The organism is Kribbella deserti (assembly GCF_042434725.1).
Taxonomy (GTDB): domain Bacteria; phylum Actinomycetota; class Actinomycetes; order Propionibacteriales; family Kribbellaceae; genus Kribbella; species Kribbella deserti.
Map to the genome: position 1 here is coordinate 69,907 of NZ_JBHLTC010000014.1, position 19,449 is coordinate 89,355.

At 68.0% G+C, this 19,449-nt stretch carries 16 protein-coding genes; 6 read left to right on the forward strand and 10 right to left on the reverse strand.

Annotated elements, in window-relative coordinates:
- Positions 1-168 precede the first annotated feature (168 nt).
- From ACFFGN_RS11860 to ACFFGN_RS11880, 5 genes are all read left to right on the forward strand, one after another.
- Entirely contained in the window at positions 169-1,395 is a 1,227-nt protein-coding gene (locus ACFFGN_RS11860) for a hypothetical protein (protein WP_380046466.1), read from the forward strand.
- Entirely contained in the window at positions 1,392-2,042 is a 651-nt protein-coding gene (locus ACFFGN_RS11865) for a hypothetical protein (protein WP_380046468.1), read from the forward strand. The genes ACFFGN_RS11860 and ACFFGN_RS11865 overlap by 4 nt, the downstream gene beginning before the upstream one ends.
- A complete protein-coding gene (locus tag ACFFGN_RS11870; RefSeq protein WP_380046470.1) occupies positions 2,039-3,274 on the forward strand; it encodes a hypothetical protein in 1,236 nt (411 codons plus the stop codon). Before ACFFGN_RS11865 ends, ACFFGN_RS11870 begins: the two co-directional genes overlap by 4 nt.
- A 122-nt stretch (positions 3,275-3,396) precedes the next feature.
- Positions 3,397-4,167 carry a DUF4097 family beta strand repeat-containing protein gene (locus ACFFGN_RS11875; protein WP_380046472.1) on the forward strand — a complete coding sequence of 257 codons (771 nt, stop codon included), beginning with the start codon at positions 3,397-3,399 and terminating at the stop codon, positions 4,165-4,167.
- Positions 4,168-4,265: 98 nt separating this feature from the next.
- Positions 4,266-4,511, forward strand: coding sequence for a DUF6458 family protein (locus ACFFGN_RS11880; protein WP_380046474.1), 246 nt, complete (start codon positions 4,266-4,268; stop codon positions 4,509-4,511).
- Here ACFFGN_RS11880 and ACFFGN_RS11885 read toward each other — a convergent pair.
- The gene (locus tag ACFFGN_RS11885; protein ID WP_380046476.1) at positions 4,501-6,423 is read right to left on the reverse strand and encodes an NHL domain-containing thioredoxin family protein; all 1,923 of its coding nucleotides are present in this window, start codon (positions 6,421-6,423) and stop codon (positions 4,501-4,503) included. The two genes, ACFFGN_RS11880 and ACFFGN_RS11885, sit on opposite strands and share 11 nt — an antisense overlap.
- A gap of 93 nt (positions 6,424-6,516) precedes the next feature.
- On the opposite strand from ACFFGN_RS11885, the gene ACFFGN_RS11890 reads away from it, so the two are divergent.
- A complete protein-coding gene (locus tag ACFFGN_RS11890) occupies positions 6,517-7,986 on the forward strand; it encodes an AAA family ATPase (protein ID WP_380046478.1) in 1,470 nt (489 codons plus the stop codon).
- A gap of 18 nt (positions 7,987-8,004) precedes the next feature.
- Here the strand turns inward: ACFFGN_RS11890 and ACFFGN_RS11895 are convergent, their stop codons facing one another.
- The 9 genes from ACFFGN_RS11895 to paaN form a co-directional block, all read right to left on the reverse strand.
- Positions 8,005-9,612 carry a hypothetical protein gene (locus tag ACFFGN_RS11895; RefSeq protein WP_380046480.1) on the reverse strand — a complete coding sequence of 536 codons (1,608 nt, stop codon included), beginning with the start codon at positions 9,610-9,612 and terminating at the stop codon, positions 8,005-8,007.
- Between the two features lie 208 nt (positions 9,613-9,820).
- A complete protein-coding gene (locus tag ACFFGN_RS11900) occupies positions 9,821-10,720 on the reverse strand; it encodes a carbohydrate ABC transporter permease (RefSeq protein ID WP_380046482.1) in 900 nt (299 codons plus the stop codon).
- On the reverse strand, positions 10,717-11,616 hold the full coding sequence (locus ACFFGN_RS11905) for a carbohydrate ABC transporter permease (RefSeq protein WP_380046484.1): 900 nt from the start codon (positions 11,614-11,616) through the stop codon (positions 10,717-10,719). Before ACFFGN_RS11905 ends, ACFFGN_RS11900 begins: the two co-directional genes overlap by 4 nt.
- Positions 11,616-12,893, reverse strand: a complete 1,278-nt coding sequence (locus ACFFGN_RS11910; RefSeq protein ID WP_380046486.1) for an ABC transporter substrate-binding protein — start codon at positions 12,891-12,893, stop codon at positions 11,616-11,618. The genes ACFFGN_RS11905 and ACFFGN_RS11910 overlap by 1 nt, the downstream gene beginning before the upstream one ends.
- 853 nt (positions 12,894-13,746) lie before the next feature.
- Positions 13,747-14,424, reverse strand: coding sequence for a hypothetical protein (locus ACFFGN_RS11915; protein WP_380046488.1), 678 nt, complete (start codon positions 14,422-14,424; stop codon positions 13,747-13,749).
- Positions 14,425-14,444: 20 nt separating this feature from the next.
- Positions 14,445-15,476 (reverse strand): zinc-dependent alcohol dehydrogenase family protein, encoded by a 1,032-nt coding sequence (locus ACFFGN_RS11920; RefSeq protein ID WP_380046490.1) that lies wholly within the window; start codon positions 15,474-15,476, stop codon positions 14,445-14,447.
- Between the two features lie 31 nt (positions 15,477-15,507).
- On the reverse strand, positions 15,508-16,026 hold the full coding sequence (locus tag ACFFGN_RS11925) for a flavin reductase family protein (protein WP_380046492.1): 519 nt from the start codon (positions 16,024-16,026) through the stop codon (positions 15,508-15,510).
- Positions 16,027-16,036: 10 nt separating this feature from the next.
- The gene (locus ACFFGN_RS11930) at positions 16,037-17,407 is read right to left on the reverse strand and encodes a serine hydrolase domain-containing protein (RefSeq protein WP_380046494.1); all 1,371 of its coding nucleotides are present in this window, start codon (positions 17,405-17,407) and stop codon (positions 16,037-16,039) included.
- 309 nt (positions 17,408-17,716) lie between these two features.
- Positions 17,717-19,414, reverse strand: coding sequence for a phenylacetic acid degradation protein PaaN (gene paaN / locus ACFFGN_RS11935; protein WP_380046496.1), 1,698 nt, complete (start codon positions 19,412-19,414; stop codon positions 17,717-17,719).
- Positions 19,415-19,449: the final 35 nt, after the last annotated feature.

Sequence of the window (19,449 nt, forward strand, 5' to 3'; positions counted from 1 at the left end):
TCGGTGTTCCTTGAGCGATTGAGGTGGTCAAGTGCTTGCATCGTGGTGCTGGCTGCGCGTCCTCGATGCGGAGCATCGTGGACGATTCGCCAGTGCCGGGAGGTGCGTGCTTGGGCGCCTCAATCGCCAAGGAACATCGAACCCAGGGCACTTAGTAGATTGCCTCTGATGCGCCGACTGTTCGTACTCGTGCTGACGTTGCTGACGCTTGGCCCGGTGTCCCCTGCGGCTGCGGCGCCTGCGGTCGCTCCTGAGGTGCTGGACGCTATCGCTGCCTCCTGGCGCAAGGACCCGGTCTACGTCTACAGCTCGTTGCAGATTCCTCCGGCGGAGCTGGCCCGGATTCGGAAGGCCGCGAAGTCACTGGACCTCCCTGTCTACGTAGCGCTGCTCCCATCGCCCAGTTCGCCGTCCCGGTACCGGCGGGAGCTGACGACGCTGCTGCGCGGCCGGGTCGGCGGTGACGGGCTCTTCCTGGTTTGGCACGTCGACGGCGGCTACTGGGCCGGCTACCACGAGCTGGTCGCCCCACGCGGTAGCCAGGCCGAGGAGCGGTTCCAGGACCTCCGCTCGGACGACAAGGCCGCCCGCGACATTACGAACGACCAGCCGGCACCGCTGATCGTCCGCCGGATCCAGCAGGCCAAAGCGGCCTTGCACGGTACGGCGCTGCCGCCCATTCCTACCGAGGACCTGGACATCCGTCCCGGCCGGCGCGGTATGTCCGCCCAGGACATGAAGGACCGCTCGGCGTACATCGGCATGGGTGCGGGCGCGGTGCTGTCCTTCTTCTTCTGGCTGCTGGTGTTCCTGCGCTGGGGCGGCACCGCGCCGCAGCCGAGTCCCGCAGCTCGTCGCGGCGCCCGGAACGCCGCCGAGGTCACGGAGGCCGGCCTCGGGAAGCAGGCCGACGCGATGATCAACCGGGCCGCCCGCGCGCTCCGCAAGGTGGAGGCGCAGATCTCCAGGGACAAGGCCTCGGCGGAGATCCTCGATCGACGCGACGACGCGGCACCCCGGCTGGAGGCGGCCCGGGCGCTGCGCAAGGAGACCGGTCTCGAACCCGCCGCGGCGGCGTTGGTGCTGGCCCGGCAGGCCCTGAGCGGCTTGACCGAGGGCGTCGTACGGCCGCCGTGCTTCTTCAATCCGACCCACCTGGCCGGTACGTCGATGGTGGTCTGGTCGGACGTGGAGGTTCCCGCTTGCAAGGTCTGCGGGGTTGCCGTCGAGGCCGGGGAAGAACCGTTGTCCCTGCGCGTACCTCAGCCCGCGAAGCTGTTCGGCCTGGGCTCGGGCGAGGCGCCGTACTGGTCGATGGAGTCGGACAACCCGTTTGTCACGACCGGTTTCGGCGCGCTGAGCGACGACCTGGCCGAGCGGGTGATGAACCGATGAGGCGGCTTGCCCTGCTGATCGCGGCGATCTTCGCGTACGGCTGGTTACCGATGGCGACCGCTGCCGCCGAGGTACCGCCGGATCCTCGCGTGCAGGCTGCCGTGAAGGCGTGGAAGACCTCGCCGTTGTACATCGATCCGATCAACGAAGGGGCCATTCCCACTGACCAGAAAGCCGCACTGATCGCTGAGATGCGGGCGATGCCAGTGCCGGTCTTCGCCGCGGTGATCCCCAATGGCGAGTTCTTCCCGGAGGGCGAAGACACGCTCCGGCTGGCGGGTTGGCTGGCCACGGTGAACGGCAAACCAGGGATCTACGTCGTGGTGGACTCCAGCGCGAGGGGCGTGGCCCACCTGGTCAGCGCCAACGCGCCGTCGCGGGCCTGGGGCGCCAAGGAGTACACGCCCGGCGCCCAACTGGCGGGCTACCTCAAGGAGATCGAGCCCGACGCCGGGAGGACGCCGAGGCCGGCCCGGACCAAGGCCATGCCGTCGTACCGGGACTCCGCGCCGAGACCGCCGGAGAAGTTCACGGTCGGTGCCGCACTGGGCAACGGCTTCGGTGGATTGATGATCGGCGTGATCCTCGGCTCGATCGTGTTCGCACCTTTGCTCGGCGTGGTTGTGTCAAGGAGACGACGGAAATGAAGAAGCTGATCGGCGTACTGGCGGCACTCGTGGTGCTGCTGACGGCCACCCCGGCCCTGGCAGCCACGCCGCCGGCCACCCCGGCGCAGCGCGCGCAGGAGATCGCCCGCGCGCTGGCGAAGGACCCGGTCTACATCGATCCGGCGTACGACGCGGCGTTCCCGGCGCCGGTCCGGGCCGAACTCAAGGCCAGGGCCAAGGCGCTCGGCTATCCCGTTTACACGGTGATCCTGCCGCTGACCGCGAACGACTTCTTCCGGGGCGACGAGCAGACCGCGCTCACGCTGATCAAGGACGCGATGCGCAAGCCCGGGTTGTACGTGCTGGTCGACGGCGGCGGGCGCTTTCCGTACCACGACCTGGTGGACCAGGCCGCTCCCGACTACGACAAGGTGTCGGCCGCGCGGAAACGGGCGCTGGACGACACCGGTTACAAGGCGGGACCGGCCGAGGTACTGACCCGGATGTACGAGCTGCTGGCGCTGCCGGCGCTACCGCCGTCCACTTCGAAGCCGACCAAGGGCCTGCCGTGGCAGCGCCCGAGCTCCGGCGACTCGGAGGAAGGCTCGGGCGCTGTCTGGGTTTGGGGCGGTGTCGCGGCCCTGGCCGTGCTGCTGTTCGCCCTGGTCCGGCGCGGGTCACGCGGGCGGAAGCGCAGCAAGAAGGCGGCGTTCACGATTCCCCCGCACGTGGCTGTGGCGGTTGCCGCGGAGAAGCGCCGGCAGCTCACCCGGGAGGCGGGCGAAAGCCTTACCAGCTTGGGCGAACGCCTCGCTTCGTTGCCGGTGGCAACCTCTGCGAAGGCACGCGAACTGCAGCAGCGGGCGTTGGACGCGCATCAAGCGGCCGGACGCGTCCTGGACGGTTCGGACGACCTGATCGACGTGGTCGGCGCGACGGTTCTGCTCGACCTGGCCCAGCGCGAGTACGACGCCGCCCGGGCCGTCGAGGCGGGCCGCAAGCCGGCCGTCGTACCACCGTTGTGTGCGTTCAACCCGCTGCACCCGCGGTCGACCGGTGACCTCACGACGGTGGAGTCCGACGGCCACACCCTGGAACTGCCGTTGTGCGGCGACTGCCGAAAGGCCCTTCGGCGCGGTGCCGCCCCAGCCTCTTTGCGCGGCTCCGACGGGCCGTACTGGCATGGCGACGACCTTTGGGCGCGGACGTTCTTCGGTTCGGTCGGCACCAACCTCGCGGACGCCGTCGGCCGGGGTGAACACCGGTCCTGACCCGGGACCCTGATCAGTGGTCAGGGCAGATCTGAGGGTTGTGCCCGATCCGGGCACGGCACTCGCGGTCCTACTGTCGAGGCGACAACACGTCACGGGTGGGATCGAGAAGAGGGCACGAGATGGCTGACAACCGCAGGCTCGGCATGCTGCTGGTACTGACCGGGGCCGCACTGGCCGTCTGGTCCTTCGGAGACCGGGAGGCCGACCAGCGGCACGAGGTCAGCGAGCGGATCTCGGTGGTCGAACTCGGCTCCCGCGACGGCGACGTCACCATCAAGGTGAGCGACGACCCGGACACCACGATCCAGGAGAAGCGCTCGTTCTGGATGTTCAAGCGCGGCGACGGCTACCAGGTGGACGGCGAGACGCTGCGCCTGACCGGCGACTGCGGCTGGAACTGCAAGTCCGACTACGTGGTCACCGTGCCCCGCGGCACCAAGGTGACCGGCCAGGCCGCCTCCGGCGACATCGTCCTCGAAGGCGTGGGCGGAGTCGACGCCAAGACCCAGTCCGGCGACGTGACGATCACCGACGTGACGGGGGCGGTCACCCTCGACACGAATTCCGGCAAGGTCGAGCTCGACAACGTCAAGGGCGCTCTCGACATCGACGTGAAGTCCGGTGACATCAAGGCCGAACGGCTCTCCGGCGGCGCGGTGAAGGCCAAAACCACCTCCGGGGACATCGAACTGGAACTCGCCGAGGCCAATTCGGTCACTGCCACCGGCGTCAGCGGTGATATCGACATCACCGTGCCGAAGGGCAGCTACCAGGTCGACACCGACGCCACCAGCGGTGACGTGGACAACGACCTGGGCTCCACGGCGGACGCTACGCACCGTGTTGATGCCCGCACCACCAGCGGCAACATCAGTATCGGCAGCCGCTGAGAGCCGATAGGTTGTTTCGACACGCTCACGACGGGTCACCTGAAGGGGAGACGCAGCGTAGCGTCAGAGGTGTCTGACCACTTTCGAGGAGGCTCGGCATGAGCATCGGTGTTGGCATCTTCCTGCTTACCGTCGGGGCCATCCTGGCGTTTGCTGTCCGGGACTCCTGGGACGCCGTGGATCTCACCGTCGTCGGCTTCGTGCTGATGTTCGCCGGCGGCCTCGGTATCGCGTTGTCCTTCTACATCACGAACCGCCGCCGCAGCGTCGCGACCGACGCGCTCGACCCGGCGGTCGAGGAGGAGTACCGCGTCGTCGAGGAGCACCGCGACATCAAGGAGTAGCAGCTCCGGACAACACCAGTTCAAGCCGGTCCGGGCCGTCCATGGACACCTGGACCGGCACACCCCAGTCCTGCCGGTGCAGGTGGCACGCCGGGAACTCGACCTCGTCGGAGTTGTCGCACGACGCCGCCTGCACAGCTACATGCAGTACGCCGTCCCCCACCCGCGGATCGATCTCCAGCCGCCGGACCAGATCGGTCGAATCACCTTCGCCGCTGCGGATCAGCTGGGTGGGCGTGGACGTGATCATCAACCGCGTGGACGGCCCATAGCGGTCGTCCAGCTTCTGCCCGGGCGGCGGCTCGAACACCACCTCCAGCGTGATCTCCCCGCCCGCGATCATCGTCGGCGGCCGTTGCGTCCGGGTGCTGAACTCGTTGATCTCCGCCGAGGCGCCCAGTGGTACCGGCGTGAGTCGATGCGCGGCCGACTCGACCACCAGCAGCTCCGAGCCGGTCACGACCGCGCCGCTTGGTTCGGCCAGACCCGTTGCCATCGTCTCCACCAAACCCGTCGCGGGGTCGAAGCGTCGTACGGCACCGTTGTAGGTATCCGCGATCGCCACCGAACCGTCGGGCAAAGCGGTCACCCCGAGCGGATGCTGCAGCAGAGCCTCCTCCGCCTTCCCGTCCCGCAACCCGAAGTCGAACAGCCCGGTCCCGACCGCCGTATGGACCTGCAAGTCCTGCAAGCCGTCGTTCCGGTCCCGCGCGTTGTTGTCGTTGTTGCTGTCGGCGTTGATGTCGTGAGCGTCGATCCAGCGGAGGGCGGAGGTTTCGGAGTCGGCGAACCAGAGTCGTTCCGGCGTCGCCGCGAACCCGGAGGTCTGCGCGAACCACGCCTGCGCGGCATCCCCGTCCCGCAGCCCCTCATTCGTCGTACCAGCCGCGACCTCGGTAACCCCCGTCAGCGGATCGAACGTCCACAACTGGTGGACCCCCGCCATCGCGATCCACACCCGGTCCTGCCACCACGCGACATCCCAGGGCGAACTCAGTACGTCAGTGCCGTCGCCATCCATCCACTGCGCGCCCGTACCCACCAGGGTCCGAACGTTGCCATCGGCAAGGGTCAACCCGCGCAACGCGTGATTGACGGTATCCGCGACCACCACGTCATATCCGACCTGGTCCGCGACCTTCGCCGGCAACAACACCAACCCATTCGGCTCCGAGAACCGCGCCCGCATTCCATCAACCAGCCCCCGCTCCCCCGTCCCCACCCGCCGCACCACACCCCCCGCCGTGTCGCCGTTCATCGGACTCTTGTTACCAGGCGTGTCGGCGTTCATCGGACTCTTGTGACCAGCCGGCTCGGGCATGGCGAGTTCGACCAGGCTGTGGTGACCGGCGTCCGCGACGAGCAGGTTGCCGTTCGGCAGTACGACGGCCTTGGCCGGGAAGCGCAGGTCCGTCGGCTCAGGCTTCGGCGCGACGTACGGCGACTTGCCGCGCGTCAACGTGCCAGCGGCCTCGTGCTCCGGAATGGCCTCGGCGAGCAGGGCGTCCAACGCGTGCGCGTGGCCCTCGCCCGAGTACTGCGCGACGATGTACCCGTTCGGATCGACCAGCACGAGCGTCGGCCAGGCCCGGGCGGTGTAGTTCTGCCAGGTCACCAGCTCCGGGTCGTCCAGCACGGGATGACCCACCTCATACCGCTCGACGGCCGCCTTGATCGCGTCGAGATCCGCCTCATGCGCGAACTTCGGCGAATGCACCCCCACCACCACGAGCGCATCGCCGTACTTCTCCTCCAGCGGACGCAACTCGTCCAGCACATGCAGGCAGTTCACGCAGCAGAAGGTCCAGAAGTCCAGCAACAGGAACCGTCCCCGGAAATCCCCCAGCGACAATTCCGCTCCGCCGGTGTTCAACCAGGACCGCCCCTTGAGCTCAGGCGCACGCAATCGCATGACGCCATTCTCCGCCAGTTACCGGACACGGCAGCACTCCCCCCCTTGTGCGTGAACGTTTCATCAAAACCACCCCCCTTTTGTTAAGCCCCGATGGTGCGAGACGATGAGATCCAGGCCCGGCTCCGGGAAGTCAACCCGTGGTGGCGGACCACTGGCACAGCCAACGATGCCTGGACCGGAGCCGATCGCGTCCTGCGCGACCGCGCCCGCTATGACCTCGGCTACCGGGCCGGCGTTCTCGACGACGTCGCCGAAGGACCTGTCGACGACAAGCTGGTGCTACTTCGCGGCCCGCGTCGAGTCGGCAAGTCCGTCGCGCTCAAAGACACCGCGGCGAGAATCACCGCACGCGCCGACGTGGACAACAGGCAGTTGATCTATCTGCCGGCCGACGGCATGACGGCGAAGGACCTCCGCCGTGCTCTGGTCCTCGGCCGCGAACTGACCCGTTCCGTGGACGTCTCGTCAGCGCGGCGCCGGATCTGGCTGCTCGACGAGGTGACCGGCATCGACGGCTGGACCGCGATCCTGAAGTACCTACGGGACAACACTCTGGTCGGGGACGACACCGTCGTGTGTACCGGTTCCTCCTGGAGCGACACCGGCGAAGTCGAACGCGACCTGCTGGCGGGGCGCGCCGGCTCGGGAGCGACTCAGCGAACTCGTCTGTTGCTGCCGATGTCCTTCCGTGACTTCCTGGCTGCGACCCGGAAGGGGCTGCCACGTCCGGGACCGGTGGCAGCGTGGCTGCTACGGAGCGCCGAGGCAAAGAGGATGGCCGAGGAGGTTCAATTCGCTGTCGATGACCTGGACCTGGCGTGGCAGTCGTACCTGACGTCAGGAGGCTTCCCAAGGGCGGTAGCCGAGTATCACCGATCCGGAATGGTCAGTCCGGCCTTTCTCGAAGATCTGGTCGCCTGGTTACATCGCGACGTCGATCCGGATGCCTCGCTGGATTCGATCCCGCGGATGCCGGCCGAGTTGCAGCTGCGCTCGACCTCACCGCTAAACCGTCGCAGTACCGCTGAGGAGCTGGGATTCCCGAGCTCGCAGACCTTCGACGTACGACTGAATCGACTGGTTCGCAGCTTTGCGGGCCTCTGGTGTCACCAGGTCTCCGAGAACGGCGTACGCGTGGCCGGGTCGCAGTCCAAGTTCTACCTGTCCGATCCGCTGCTGGGATGGCTGGGACATCACCTGCGCGCTGGACTGCCAGAGCCCAGCATGACGTCACTCACCGAAACCACTCTCGCAGTCATGCTCGCGACCGCCATCGAGGAAGCACAGCCTGGCCGCTGGACCAGTGCGGACACGATCGGCTACGTCCGAACCGGTAAGGGCAACGAGGTCGACTTCGGCCCGGTTCCGGTGCCCACGGCCGGTTCCACTCAATACACCACTCCGCTGGAGTCCAAGTGGGTCTCCCAGGGGTGGCGCGGAGAAGCCCGCGTGATCGAGGGCAAGTTCGGCGACGGCGTACTGGCCACAAAGAACATCACTGATACCGGCGAGAAGTCCTGGGCGATTCCCGCGCCCATCGTCGCGCTTCTTCTGGGCTGACCCGCGCTGATCGCGGGGTCAGGTACCGGGGTCTAGGGTTTCTTGGAGGAGTTTGGCGGTTTTGCGGAGGGTGGGGGGCGAGGAGTTGAGGTCGCCGGCGAGGCCTACGGGAGTTAGGCAAGAGCCAGAGCTGAGGAGGCCGTGGCGGGTGGCTACGGACCAGACGATGGCTCGGGGCCAGGTGCTGAGGCGGGCCTTGGTGAGTAGTTGCGGGGCTTCGCGGACCAGGCGCTCGGCGAGGGTGAAGGCCTCCAGGGCGTACGCCGGACCGAGGGTTTCGCCGGCCAGGGTCCACGCGTGCGGCGCGAGCAGAACCAGGGTGGCGGCGTCCGCCTGACCTAGGCCGTCCAGATCGGGATCCGGTGGCGAACCAGCGCCGGGCAGGATCAACGTCATCGCCTCGAGGTCTTCCACCGAAGGCGTCGGGATCTCCACCGGTTCGCCCGGCGGGCGGAACCACAGCGCCGGCGACCAGGTGTCGACCGCATCGAGGGCCTCCGCCAGCGTTTCCTGGTCCACCTCCGACCGCTCGGCGGCGAATCGCAACCACGCCTTCAGCACCGGCGGGACCGCGCGCGAGTAGTTGCTATCGGCAATGACCTTGTTCGGAATCCACTGCGTGATGAAGAGTTCGACCAGTACGGCGCTCACCCGCAACGGGCCGCCCGCGGTGTAGTCGAGGGCGTGGTCCAACCACAGCCGGGCGATACCGGCCGCGTCGTCGGGTAGTTCGTCCGCGCCGGCCCAGGCCAGGAAGTCCGACACCAGGCGATCCCGCTGCCGGCCGGACCACCGGGCCTGTACGGGTGGGCGGATCGGCCGTTCGGGCAACTGGGTCAGGCGATTCACCAGGAGCCCGGAGAAGAACTCGAAGTCGTCGGTCACCGGCGGATCGTCGTACTCGTTGGTCTCGCCGAGCGCCTGCAGGATGATGCCCGCGGCGACGGCCGGCCGCACGGTCCGCACCTTCACCCGGCCACCACGCTGATAGGCCTCGACGACCTGCTGCAAGGGCGGTCCGACAAAAACGTCCTTCACCAGCGCGCCGAGGTTGTTGTCGACGAACACGATCACCGTGTGCGGGTGGTACTCGTCGTCATAGTCCAGTACGACGCTGAGGCCGTCGCCGCTGATGTCTTCGGACAACACCGTGCTGGTCAACCGGAAAGTGGCGATGCGTTCGACCCACGCCGGTACGTCGGCGGTGACGCGGCTTCGCGTCATCAGAGCCCGCTGCAACGGCAGACGCCCGGCCTGGCCGACCGTACGGGCGAGTCCGGTCAGCAACACAAACGATTCGGCGTCGCGGCGATCCGCCAGCACGCGGGCCACGTCCATCCAGAACAGGCGTTCGACCTCGCCGATCTCCTCGGGCGCGTCCTCCGGCCAGAGCTTGTCCGCGACCATCGTGGACAACCGGGCCACCGACGCCTCGGCGATCACCGGCAACAGTTCGGCCGGAGCCGCGGCCAGATCGAGGGTCAGCGTCTCCTGCAAAGTGTCGAGTACGGCGTCGCGTGGTTCCGGGTCGGGGCCATCGGACGGGCGGGACGGAGCAGGGCCATCCGACGATCCCACCAGCCGCAGGTGGGTGCGGCGCTTGTCTCCGCCTCGTGACTTGGCCACGTCAGCGAGGCTACCGGGAACGAACCCGTCACCGCAGATGAGTGCGCGAGTCCTGGCGACACGCCGGGCGCAGAGGGACCCGCGGCCGGTTTCGTGCCGGGTCGGCGGCAAACGGAACGGGACCCCGCCCGCGGGCGAGGTCCCGTTCGTCGTACTGGCTGAGGCCGTTCGTCGTACTGGCTGAGGCCGGCCGTCGTACTGGCTGAGGTCAGCCCTTGAGCGCGCCTGCCATCAGGCCGCCGATGAACCAGCGGCCGAGCACGATGTAGACGAACAAGGTCGGGAACGACGTGATCAGCGCGCCCGCCATGCTCGCCGCGTAGTCGACCTTCTGGCCGCCCGACAGCGCCGCGAGACCGAGGGTGACCGGCCCGTTGCTCTGCTGGGTGAGGAACAACGCGAACAGGAAGTCGTTCCAGATCGAGGTGAACTGCCAGATCAGCGTCACCACGAAACCGGAGATCGACACCGGCAGGATGATCCGGGCGTAGGTCTGGATCAACCCGGCGCCGTCGACCCGGGCCGACTCGATGATCTCGTTCGGCACGACGGTCGCGTAGTAGTTGCGGAAGATCAACGTACAGATCGGAATGCCGTAGATGACGTGTGCGATCAGCAGCGTCGGCACCCCCCGGGTGACGTCGAGCTCCTGGAACGTCGTCCGCAGCGGCAGCATCACCGCCTGGTAGGGGATGAACATGCCGAAGAGAATGAACGCGAACACCAGGTTCGCACCGGGGAACCGCCAGCGGGCCAGGACGAACCCGTTGGCCGATCCGATCATCGAGGCGATGATCGCGCCCGGCACCGCCAGCGTGAGCGATCGGACCAGATACGGCTGGAGTACGTCCCAGGCCTTACGCCATGGCTCGAGCGTCCAGGTCTGCGGCAGGTTCCACTGATCCGCCGCGCTGGTGTCGGCCGAGGTCTTGAAGCTGGTGATGACAACGACGTACACCGGCATCAGGACGAACAACAGGAAGAGCAGCAACAGCAGGTACCGGACCGTACGGCTGGTCGCGGTCGAGCCGTCCGTGATGGAATTCCGGGACGGCTTGTTCCGCAGTGCCTTCGAGGCCGGCTGCTCGGCCGCAGCGGTGGCGCTCACTCTTCACTCTCCTGCTTGACGGTGTACGCGACGTACGGCACGACCAGCACCGCGACGACGACCAGCAGCACGATCGCGATCGCCGCCGCCTTCGCCATATCGCTGCGCAACAAGGTGTTCCACATGTAGACCGACGGCACCTCGGTGCGGAACTGGTTCGGCCCGGTGATCGCGTAGATCAGGTCGAACAGCTTCAGCGACATGTGGCCGAGAATGATCAACGCCGACAAGGCGATCGGCGACAGCTGCGGGAACAGCACGTGCCGGTAGAGCTTGAACTCGCTCGCGCCGTCCACCCGCGCCGCCTCGCGCAGCTCGCCGGGAATGCCCCGGAAGCCCGCCAGGAACAACGCCATGATGTAGCCCGACAACTGCCAGATGGCCGGCAGCGCGATCGCCGCCATCGTGGTCCAGCGACTACCCCCGGTCCACCAGGCGTTCTGCAGGAAGTCCATGCCGACCATGCCGAACAACCGGTTCAGGCCGCGGGCCTCCTCACCCTGTGACGGGTTCAGCAGCCAGCCCCAGACAACACCCGACGCGATCATCGAGATCGCCATCGGGAACAGGAAGACCGAGCGGAAGATGCCTTCGCCGACAACGCCCTTCTCCAGCAACAACGCCCAGAGCAGGCCGAACACCAGCGTGCCCACGATGAACACCACCGTGAGCACGCCGAGGTTCTTCAGCGAGTTCAGGAACCGGTCCTCGCCGAACAGGTTCACGTAGTTCTCGAACCCGACGTACTCGGCGGGACCTCGCCGGGCGGTGTGCCGGTCGGTCAACGAGGTGTTGACCGACCAGCCGATAAGCCCGTAAACGAAGTACCCGAGCAGCAGGACCGTTGGCAGCAGTACGAGCGCGCCAGGCCCCCAGGTCCGGATCCTTCCGTGCATTAAGAGGTCTTAGCCGCGGCGGCGAGCGCCTTCTGCAGCGTCGGAACGTCCGGCTTGCCGCTGAACTGACCGATGGCCGAGAGGATGCTGTCGTTCTGGCCGAGCGTGCAGGCCGCGCCGTGTGCGCAGGACGGCACGATCTTGTCCTTCTTCCAGTCGGCCATCGCGGCCTGCTGGTACGTCGGGTAGTCGGTCGCGGCGGCGTCGGAACGTGCCGGGATCGAGCCCTTCTTGGTGTTGAAGGCCTTCTGGCCCTCGGCGCTACCGACGACCTCGAGCCAGCACTTGGCACCTTCCGGGGTCTTCGCGTTCACCGGCAGGGTGAACGAGTCGGCCAGGTACTGGAAGACGCCCGCGGTACCCGGAGCCGGCCAGTAGGTGTACGCCGATTCGGCGACGCCGTCGGAAAGCTGCTGCGCGGCGACCCAGTCGCCCATCACGGTGTAACCGGCCTGGCCCTTGTTCACGTAGCCCAGCGCGTCCGGCCAGTCGACGGCCTCGCGGTCGGTGTTCGTGTAGGTCAGCAGCTTCGCGTACTTCTGCAGCGCGGCGGTGACGTCGGCACCGTTGAAGTCGGTCTCACCGTTCCACAGGCCGGTGAACTTGTCCGGACCGAGCTCGGCCAGCAGTACGACCTCGAGCACCATCTCCTGGGCGAAGCCCTTCGAGGTGGCGAGCGGAGCCTTGACGCCGGCGGCCTTCAGCTTGTCCAGGTCGGCGATCCACGCGTCGATCGTGGCCGGAGCCTTGGTCGCGTCGATACCGGCCTTCTTCAGCACGGCCGGGTTCGCCCACACCACGTTCGCGCGGTGCACGTTGGCGGGTACGGAGTAGATCTTGCCGTCAACGGTGAGGTTGTCCAGCAGGCTCTTCGGGAACGCCGTGTCCAGGCCGAAGTCCTTGTAGAGGCCGCTGACGTCCTCCACCTGCCCGTTGGTGATGTAGTCCTTCAGCTCGGAACCGGCGTGCGCCTGGAAGGTCGACGGCGGACGGCCCGCCGCCAGGTCGTTCGCCAACACCTGCTTGGCGTTCGCCCCGGCACCACCGGCAACGGCCGCGTTGTCGAACTTGTAGTCGGAGCACTTGCTGTTGAAGACCGAGACCAGTCCGTCCAGACCAGCCTTCTCGCCGCCGTCTGCCCACCAGGTGAAGACGGTGACATCCTTGCTGGCCGAATCGCCGCCGCTACCGCCGTCGTCGCTGTTGCCGCACGCACTGACAGCGAGAAGGCCAGCGGCACCGATTACCGCGAAGGCCTTGCTCATCCCACCACGCATTTGTTCACTCTCCGTTCAGCTCAAAGAGCTGGCTGACAACGTTGCCCCCTTGACGGCCCCACTCTGGGCGGAAGGCGAGCCGGGTGTCAACGATCCGCGCAGGCGCGTTGCGCAGACGTGACCCCGTGGCCCAGCTGAGATGAGAGCGCGCCCACGACGGCACTGAAGGCCAGTATGCACAGTGGTCCGCACAAAACCACCACCGGGCAACGACCTCCCCCAATTCCCTTCCCATCGTAGAAAAACGCCTCCCCCACCAGCCCTCCAAGCAACACGCAGAACGCCCACCTACATACCGTTCATCGGACCCTTCTGACCCGGCGTGTCGCCGTTCATCAGACTCTTGTGACGCGGCGTGTCGCCGTTCATCGGACCCTTGTGACGAGGCGTGCGCGGCTCGTCGGACCGTTGCGACGCGGCACGTCGCCGTCCATCGGATTCTTGTGACGGGAGACGCCGCTGCTCGTCGACCGTTACGACACAGCGCGTCGCGGCTCGTCCGTCCCCTTGTTACGCGGCTCGTCAGAGCCCTTGTTACGCGGCACGTTGCGGCTCGTCGGGCCCTTCCGTCCACTCCGATCGCGCCGTCCGACCGGGTTGAAGCGCCGACATCTGCGTGCCCGTCTGATTCCGAGCGTCGGCCGTCGGAATCGGGGGCGACGTACCAAGGGCCACCCCTACTCCGACCGCCGACGGTCGGAATACGGCCCGGCCGGAAACAGCTCGGCCTGCGCGGTCAGAAGGGTCCGATGAACGCCGACACGCCGCGGCACAAGAGTCCGATGAACGGTATCCACACGCCGCCCGGCGTGTCGGGCGGCGGGGGGCAGCCGGGGGTGGGCGGGGGGTGGGGTTATTTGCGGGTGGTGGGGGTGGTGGTGTTCCAGATCAGCGAGGTGGTGGGGAAGACGGCGCGGTAGTCGCGGGGGGTGGGCATTGTGTAGGTGTAGGTGTAGTGGCCGGTGTTGGTGGTGCGTACGGACTTGAGGGGTTTCCAGGTTGTTGTGCCCGGCACCTTGTACTGGAGTTGGCCCGTGGCGGCGGCCCAGCCGACGAGGCGGTCGAGGGACGCGGCGTACCTTGCGGCGGAGACGGTGAGGGTGACTTTGGCGCCCGCGCGTGAGGCCTTCAAACCTGACCAGGAGGCGACTTTCACCATGCTGGTAAGGGAGTTCTGCGCGATCGGCTCCGAACCGTCGCCGAAGGCACCGCTCGGCCGCCAGCTCCATCGCCCGAGCGGATCGAAGTCGTAGACGTCCACCACGCCGGTACGGGCCTTGGTCTCGAAGGCGGCGAACGCGGCACCGCCCGCGACCGGGTGGTACGCCGTCCAGTACGCGTCCACCACGCCCGCGGCGGCGCAGTTCGGCCCGAGGCTCACCTTCACCGCCTGGTACGGCGAGTTGATCGCGATCCGCGCCGGCACCCGGAGCGAACAAGACCCGGCCGTCGATGCGGTCGCTGGAGCCACTGGAGCCACCCCAACGGCAGCGAAAACGGTCAGGGCACTGAGCAGAGAGCTGGTTCGCACCTACGCAACGTAACCGATTTTCACGGCCAGAGCAGAGTTTTGATCGCGCGCCGTTCGTGCATCGACTGGTAGCCCTCGGCGACGTCGGCGAGCGGCAGCTCCTGGTCGAACACCAATCCCGGGTTGATCGCGCCGGATAGCACGTCGGCCATCAGCTCCGGCAGGTAGGCCCGCACGGGCGCGACTCCCCCGGCCAGGCCGACGTTCTTGCTGAACATGGTCCGGATCGGCACGTCCACTCCGTGCGGCACGCCGACAAAGCCGACCATCGCGCCGGGTCGTGCCACCGCGAAGGCCGTGGCCATCGACTGGCCCGTGCCGACACACTCCAGTACGGCGTCCGCGCCAACGCCGTCGGTCAACTCGAGTACGGCGGCCTCGGCGGCGTCACCGCGCTCCGCGATCACATGCGTGGCCCCGAACTCCCGGGCGATGCGTTGCCGGGGTTCGTGCCGGGACAGCGCGACAACCTTCTCGGCGCCCATTCGCGCGGCCGCGAGTACGCCGCTGAGGCCGACCGCGCCGTCGCCCACCACGACCACGGTGTGCCCGGGCCGGACGCGGGCCGAGACGGCGGCGTGCCAGCCCGTACCCATCACGTCGGACAGCGTGAGCAAGGACGGGATCAGCGACCGGTCGGGCATTTCCGGCGTGGCCACCAGCGTGCCGTCGGCCTGGGGGACGCGGGCGAACTGGCCCTGGCCACCATCGGCGGGCAGGTTCGAGACGAAACCACCGTTCTTGCAGACCGAGTGCATTCCGGCCTGGCAGTTCGGACAGCTGCCGTCGCTGATCATGAACGGCGTTACCACGAAGTCACCCGGCTTGACCGTGCGCACCGCCGAACCGACCGCCTCGACCACGCCGACGTGCTCGTGACCGATCCGCTGCCCCGCGGTGATGTTGTTCTCGCCGCGGTACGACCACAGATCCGAACCGCAGATACAGCCGGCCACGATGCGCACGATGGCATCCGTCGGCTGGTCGATGGTCGGATCCGGTACCTCGCTCAGGCGTACGTCGAACGGCGCGTGGATCGTGGTGGCGAGCATGTTGCCGACTCTAACCGGATGCCCTGCGGGGTCAGGCGGTGCCGTAGCGACCCCGGCGGTGGACCAGCGCGGGCTGCGTGTCGTCGGCCAGTTCGACGTGCTGGATCTCCAGGCTCACCGCAAGCGACCACCCCAGCTCCGGTGGTGCCGGATCCACCAGCCGGCATCCGGCCCAGGTCGTCGCGCTCGCGAGCGCGGGACCCCACTCGGTTTCGGTCCACTCGGCCATCCGGAACGGCCCGCCGGGCGCGGGCGCCACGTATCCGAAGGCGTCGGCCAGTTGACGATGTGGCTCACCCAGCAACGACACCACGGCGGTCCCGGCCTCGCGCAGGGCCTCCCAGAGCTCGGAGTCCGGGTCGATCAGGCCGAGGATGTGCCCGGGTTCACCGTCGGCGACCACCATCGACGACACCGTCAGACCCGCGCGCCGGCCGTCGTACGAGGTGGTCCACAGGCCGACCGGCGAGGGCAACCGGCCGCGGAACCGGCGTACCGGGCTGCGGTCGGACTCCGGCGGCAGGAACGGGTGCTCGCCATGGATCGTCATGGCCCGAACGCTACGTGGTCACGCGCTCCGGCAGCCGGAAGGTGTCCAGCGGCTCGTACGTGAGACCGCTCGCCCCACGCATCTTGGTCACGCCGTTCGGGCCGAAGGTGTACTCGTAGCACTCCCCGGGAGCGCCGTAACCGTTGCCGCCGTCCACCCGCAGGGACGAGTCGCCCGCGAGTTCGAGCGGCTGCGCCTCGGCCGTCGGGTCGGTCTCGGTCGGATGTAGCGCGTAAAGCCGTCCGCCCAGCAGCGCCACGTCGACGACGCCCCACAGGTTCGCGAACCGTCCGGTGAACCGCGACAGATCCGCCGCAGGGTCGTCGTTCGACGGGCTTTCGTCGAGAGCGAGGTCGAGCAGCTTGTAGAAGGCCTGGGCGAGCTGCAGCGCCGGGCCGTCGATCGCGTTCGTCAGCACCGAAACGGCGATACCGGCCTCGGGATCGAACAACGACCGGGTGATGTGACCGGGATAGCCGCCGCCGTGCCCGTACAGATCGCGCTCGCCGACCTTCAGCACGGCCAGACCGAGGGCGTACCGCGAATCGGTCTGATCCGGTTTGACCGGCCACTGCGGCCGCCGCATCGCGCGCTTCGAGGCCTCGGTCAGCAACCGGTCGTCGTCCGGGAGGTGCGCCGCGAAGTACGACGCGAGGTCGGTCGCCGTACCGTAGAAGCCCGTCGCGGACGCGAGCTCGCGGGTGTCCACGTGATCGATCGGTACGCGCCGATCCGCGTAGGCGTAGGCGCTGTAGCCGGTGGCGTATTCGCCGAGCCGGTCGGGATCCAGCTCCGGGCCGAGGTCGGACAGGCCGAGCCGGTCGACGATCTCCTTGCGCACATAGGCGTTGTACGGCGTACCGGTGGCGGCCTCGATGATCAGCCCGAGCAGGCCGAAACCGATGTTCGAGTACTTGAACCGTTGGTTCGGCGCGAGTACGTCGGCGTCCGGGCCGGCCAGGATCTCCAGCAGGCGCACGCGATCCGGGAAGGCGTCGCGCAATTGCCAGAAGTCGGCCGAGCCGCTGTCCCGGGTGAGGCCGCCGACGTGGCCGAGCAACTCGCGAACGGTGATACCGCCGGCCGGGTGGTCCGTCAGTTCCGCGACGTACTGCGCGGCCTGATCATCCAGGCGAAGGCGGCCGCGTTCGAGCAGCTGGAAGATCGCGGTGGCGGTGAACGTCTTGGAATGCGAGGCGATCCGGAACAGGTGCCGGTCGGTCAGCGCGACGTCGTTCTCGACATCGGCCAGGCCGTAGGACCCGGCGAAGGCGATCCGGCCTTCGGCATGGACGGCGGCCTGGATCCCGGGGACCCGCAGGTAGTTCCGGGAGAAGGCCAGCAGGGAATCGAAGTAGGTCAGCACCTCAGCGAGCGGCATGGACCCAAACCTGCCACATCCACTGCGGCGGCGCGCTCCCGCGCCGCGGCCGGGTGGCGCGCGCCCGGCCGGCCTGGATGCGTCCATCGGCGCCGGGTGCGCCGGCGCGCGCGACGGTCGCAACGACGTCGCGCGCACCGAGATCACCCGCCCCCGGGATCTCCCCCCGTACGCCGAGGGCCCCCGTTAACTACACCCTCAACTAACGGAGAGTATTCAGAGTTCGCCGCCACTTGGCAAGGTTTGAAGACAAAGAGTGACTATTGCCGCGATTTCTCTACGCAAAGTCATCGCTACGCGTCAGGCGCTTCACCCAACGTGACGACGAGACTGGATCACCCGGAACCGGCCGGCGACATACGCGCCGTCGGTGTAGGTCGCGTTGGCGGCCGGGTTCGCCCCGGTGCCGTGGAAGTCGCTGAAGGCCGCCGACTGGTTCACGAAGACCTGGCCGGTGAGGTTCTCCGACAGCGCGACACCCACGTCCAGCGCGGCCTCGCGCATGTCGGCCAGCACGGCCTCGTCGGTCGAGTAGACGCCTGCCGTCATCGCGCCACCCTCGGCGACCGTTTTGCCGAACAGCTCGATCGATTCCGCCGTGCCGCTGGTGCGGATCAGGAACGAGACCGGGCCGAAGCACTCGCGACTGAAGGTGTCCTCGTCCTTGCCGTCCAGTGCGACCAGCAGCGGCGTCCGGACAACCGCGTCGGGGAACGCCGGGTGCTCGATCGCCCGCGAGGCCAGCACCACATCGCCGTACTCCGGGGCCAGCTCGAGGCGGTTGATCACGCCTTCGTTGACGATGCCGCCGAGCAGTTCGACCGCGCGGGCGTCGTCGCCGAGCAGGCGGTCGATCGCCTTCGCGAGACCGGCGGCGACCTCGTCGAAGCTCTTGTGGCCCTCGTCGGTCTCGATGCCGTCGGCCGGAATGAACAGGTTCTGCGTGGTGGTGCACATCTGGCCCGAGTACAGCGACAGGGTGAAGGCCAGGTTGCCGGTCAGCGCCTTGAACGAATCGGTCGAGTCGATCACCACCGCGTTCACGCCGGCCTTCTCGGTGAACACCGTGGCCTGCTTGGCGTTCTGCTCGAGCCATTCGCCGAACTCGTTGCCGCCGGTGAAGTCGATCAGCTTGATCTCGGGCCGGGTGGCGAGCGGCTTGGCCAGACCGTCACCGGGGTGCTCGCAGGCGAGGGTGACGAGGTTCGGGTCGTAACCAGCCTCGGCCAGAACCTCGCGGCAGACCGACACGGTGATCGCGAGCGGCAGGACCGCGAGCGGGTGCGGCTTCACCACGACCGCGTTACCGGTGACCAGCGACGCGAACAGGCCGGGCCAGGAGTTCCAGGTCGGGAAGGTGTTGCAGCCGATCACCAGTGCGACGCCGCGGCCGACCACGGTGAAGTTCTTCTCCAGCCGGATCGGGTCGCCCTTGGCGGGCTTGGTCCACTCGGCCGTCGCCGGGTAGCGGCTCATCTCCTCGTGCGCGTAGGCGATCGCCTCCAGCGCCCGGTCCAGCGCGTGCGCCCCGCCGGCCTGGAACGCCATCACGAAGGCCTGACCACTGGTGTGCTGAACGGCGTACGCCAGCTCGAACACGCGCTTGTGCAGCCGGTCCAGGATCTCCAGGCCGACGCCGACCCGTCCGTCGACCCCAGCCTGGCGCCAGCCGGTCAGGCCCGCGCCAGCCGCTGCGAGCAGCTCGTCCAGACCGTCCTCGGTGACATGCGGGTACTGCACGTCAAGCGGGATGCCGAACGGCGACCGCTCGCTGCTGACCGTGTTGCCGGCTCCCGGCGTGCTGAGGTCGTACGTCGTACCGCGGTGGGCCTCGAACGCCGCCTGGCCGTCCGCGGCGGCGGTCTCGCCGTACACGCGCGGGCTGGGCGACTCGGGGAAGGCGGAGTAGTAACCCCGGCTGTGGATCGCCGCCAGGGCTCCGTCGAGCCGTTCGCGATGGGCAGCCAGCCAGTCGGAAGCGGCGGGGGCTGCGGGTGCCGAGGTCATGAGCGCTCCAGAGTCGGTCGGGGTCGTCTGATCAG

Bases quoted from the DNA above. Each gene is read 5' to 3' on its own strand.
- ACFFGN_RS11860 (WP_380046466.1), top strand. From the start codon at position 169: ATGCGCCGACTGTTCGTACTCGTGCTGACGTTGCTGACGCTTGGCCCG.
- ACFFGN_RS11865 (WP_380046468.1), top strand. From the start codon at position 1,392: ATGAGGCGGCTTGCCCTGCTGATCGCGGCGATCTTCGCGTACGGCTGG.
- ACFFGN_RS11870 (WP_380046470.1), top strand. From the start codon at position 2,039: ATGAAGAAGCTGATCGGCGTACTGGCGGCACTCGTGGTGCTGCTGACG.
- ACFFGN_RS11875 (WP_380046472.1), top strand. From the start codon at position 3,397: ATGGCTGACAACCGCAGGCTCGGCATGCTGCTGGTACTGACCGGGGCC.
- ACFFGN_RS11880 (WP_380046474.1), top strand. From the start codon at position 4,266: ATGAGCATCGGTGTTGGCATCTTCCTGCTTACCGTCGGGGCCATCCTG.
- ACFFGN_RS11885 (WP_380046476.1), bottom strand. From the start codon at position 6,423: ATGCGATTGCGTGCGCCTGAGCTCAAGGGGCGGTCCTGGTTGAACACC.
- ACFFGN_RS11890 (WP_380046478.1), top strand. From the start codon at position 6,517: ATGGTGCGAGACGATGAGATCCAGGCCCGGCTCCGGGAAGTCAACCCG.
- ACFFGN_RS11905 (WP_380046484.1), bottom strand. From the start codon at position 11,616: ATGCACGGAAGGATCCGGACCTGGGGGCCTGGCGCGCTCGTACTGCTG.
- ACFFGN_RS11910 (WP_380046486.1), bottom strand. From the start codon at position 12,893: ATGCGTGGTGGGATGAGCAAGGCCTTCGCGGTAATCGGTGCCGCTGGC.
- ACFFGN_RS11920 (WP_380046490.1), bottom strand. From the start codon at position 15,476: ATGCTCGCCACCACGATCCACGCGCCGTTCGACGTACGCCTGAGCGAG.
- ACFFGN_RS11925 (WP_380046492.1), bottom strand. From the start codon at position 16,026: ATGACGATCCATGGCGAGCACCCGTTCCTGCCGCCGGAGTCCGACCGC.
- ACFFGN_RS11930 (WP_380046494.1), bottom strand. From the start codon at position 17,407: ATGCCGCTCGCTGAGGTGCTGACCTACTTCGATTCCCTGCTGGCCTTC.
- paaN (WP_380046496.1), bottom strand. From the start codon at position 19,414: ATGACCTCGGCACCCGCAGCCCCCGCCGCTTCCGACTGGCTGGCTGCC.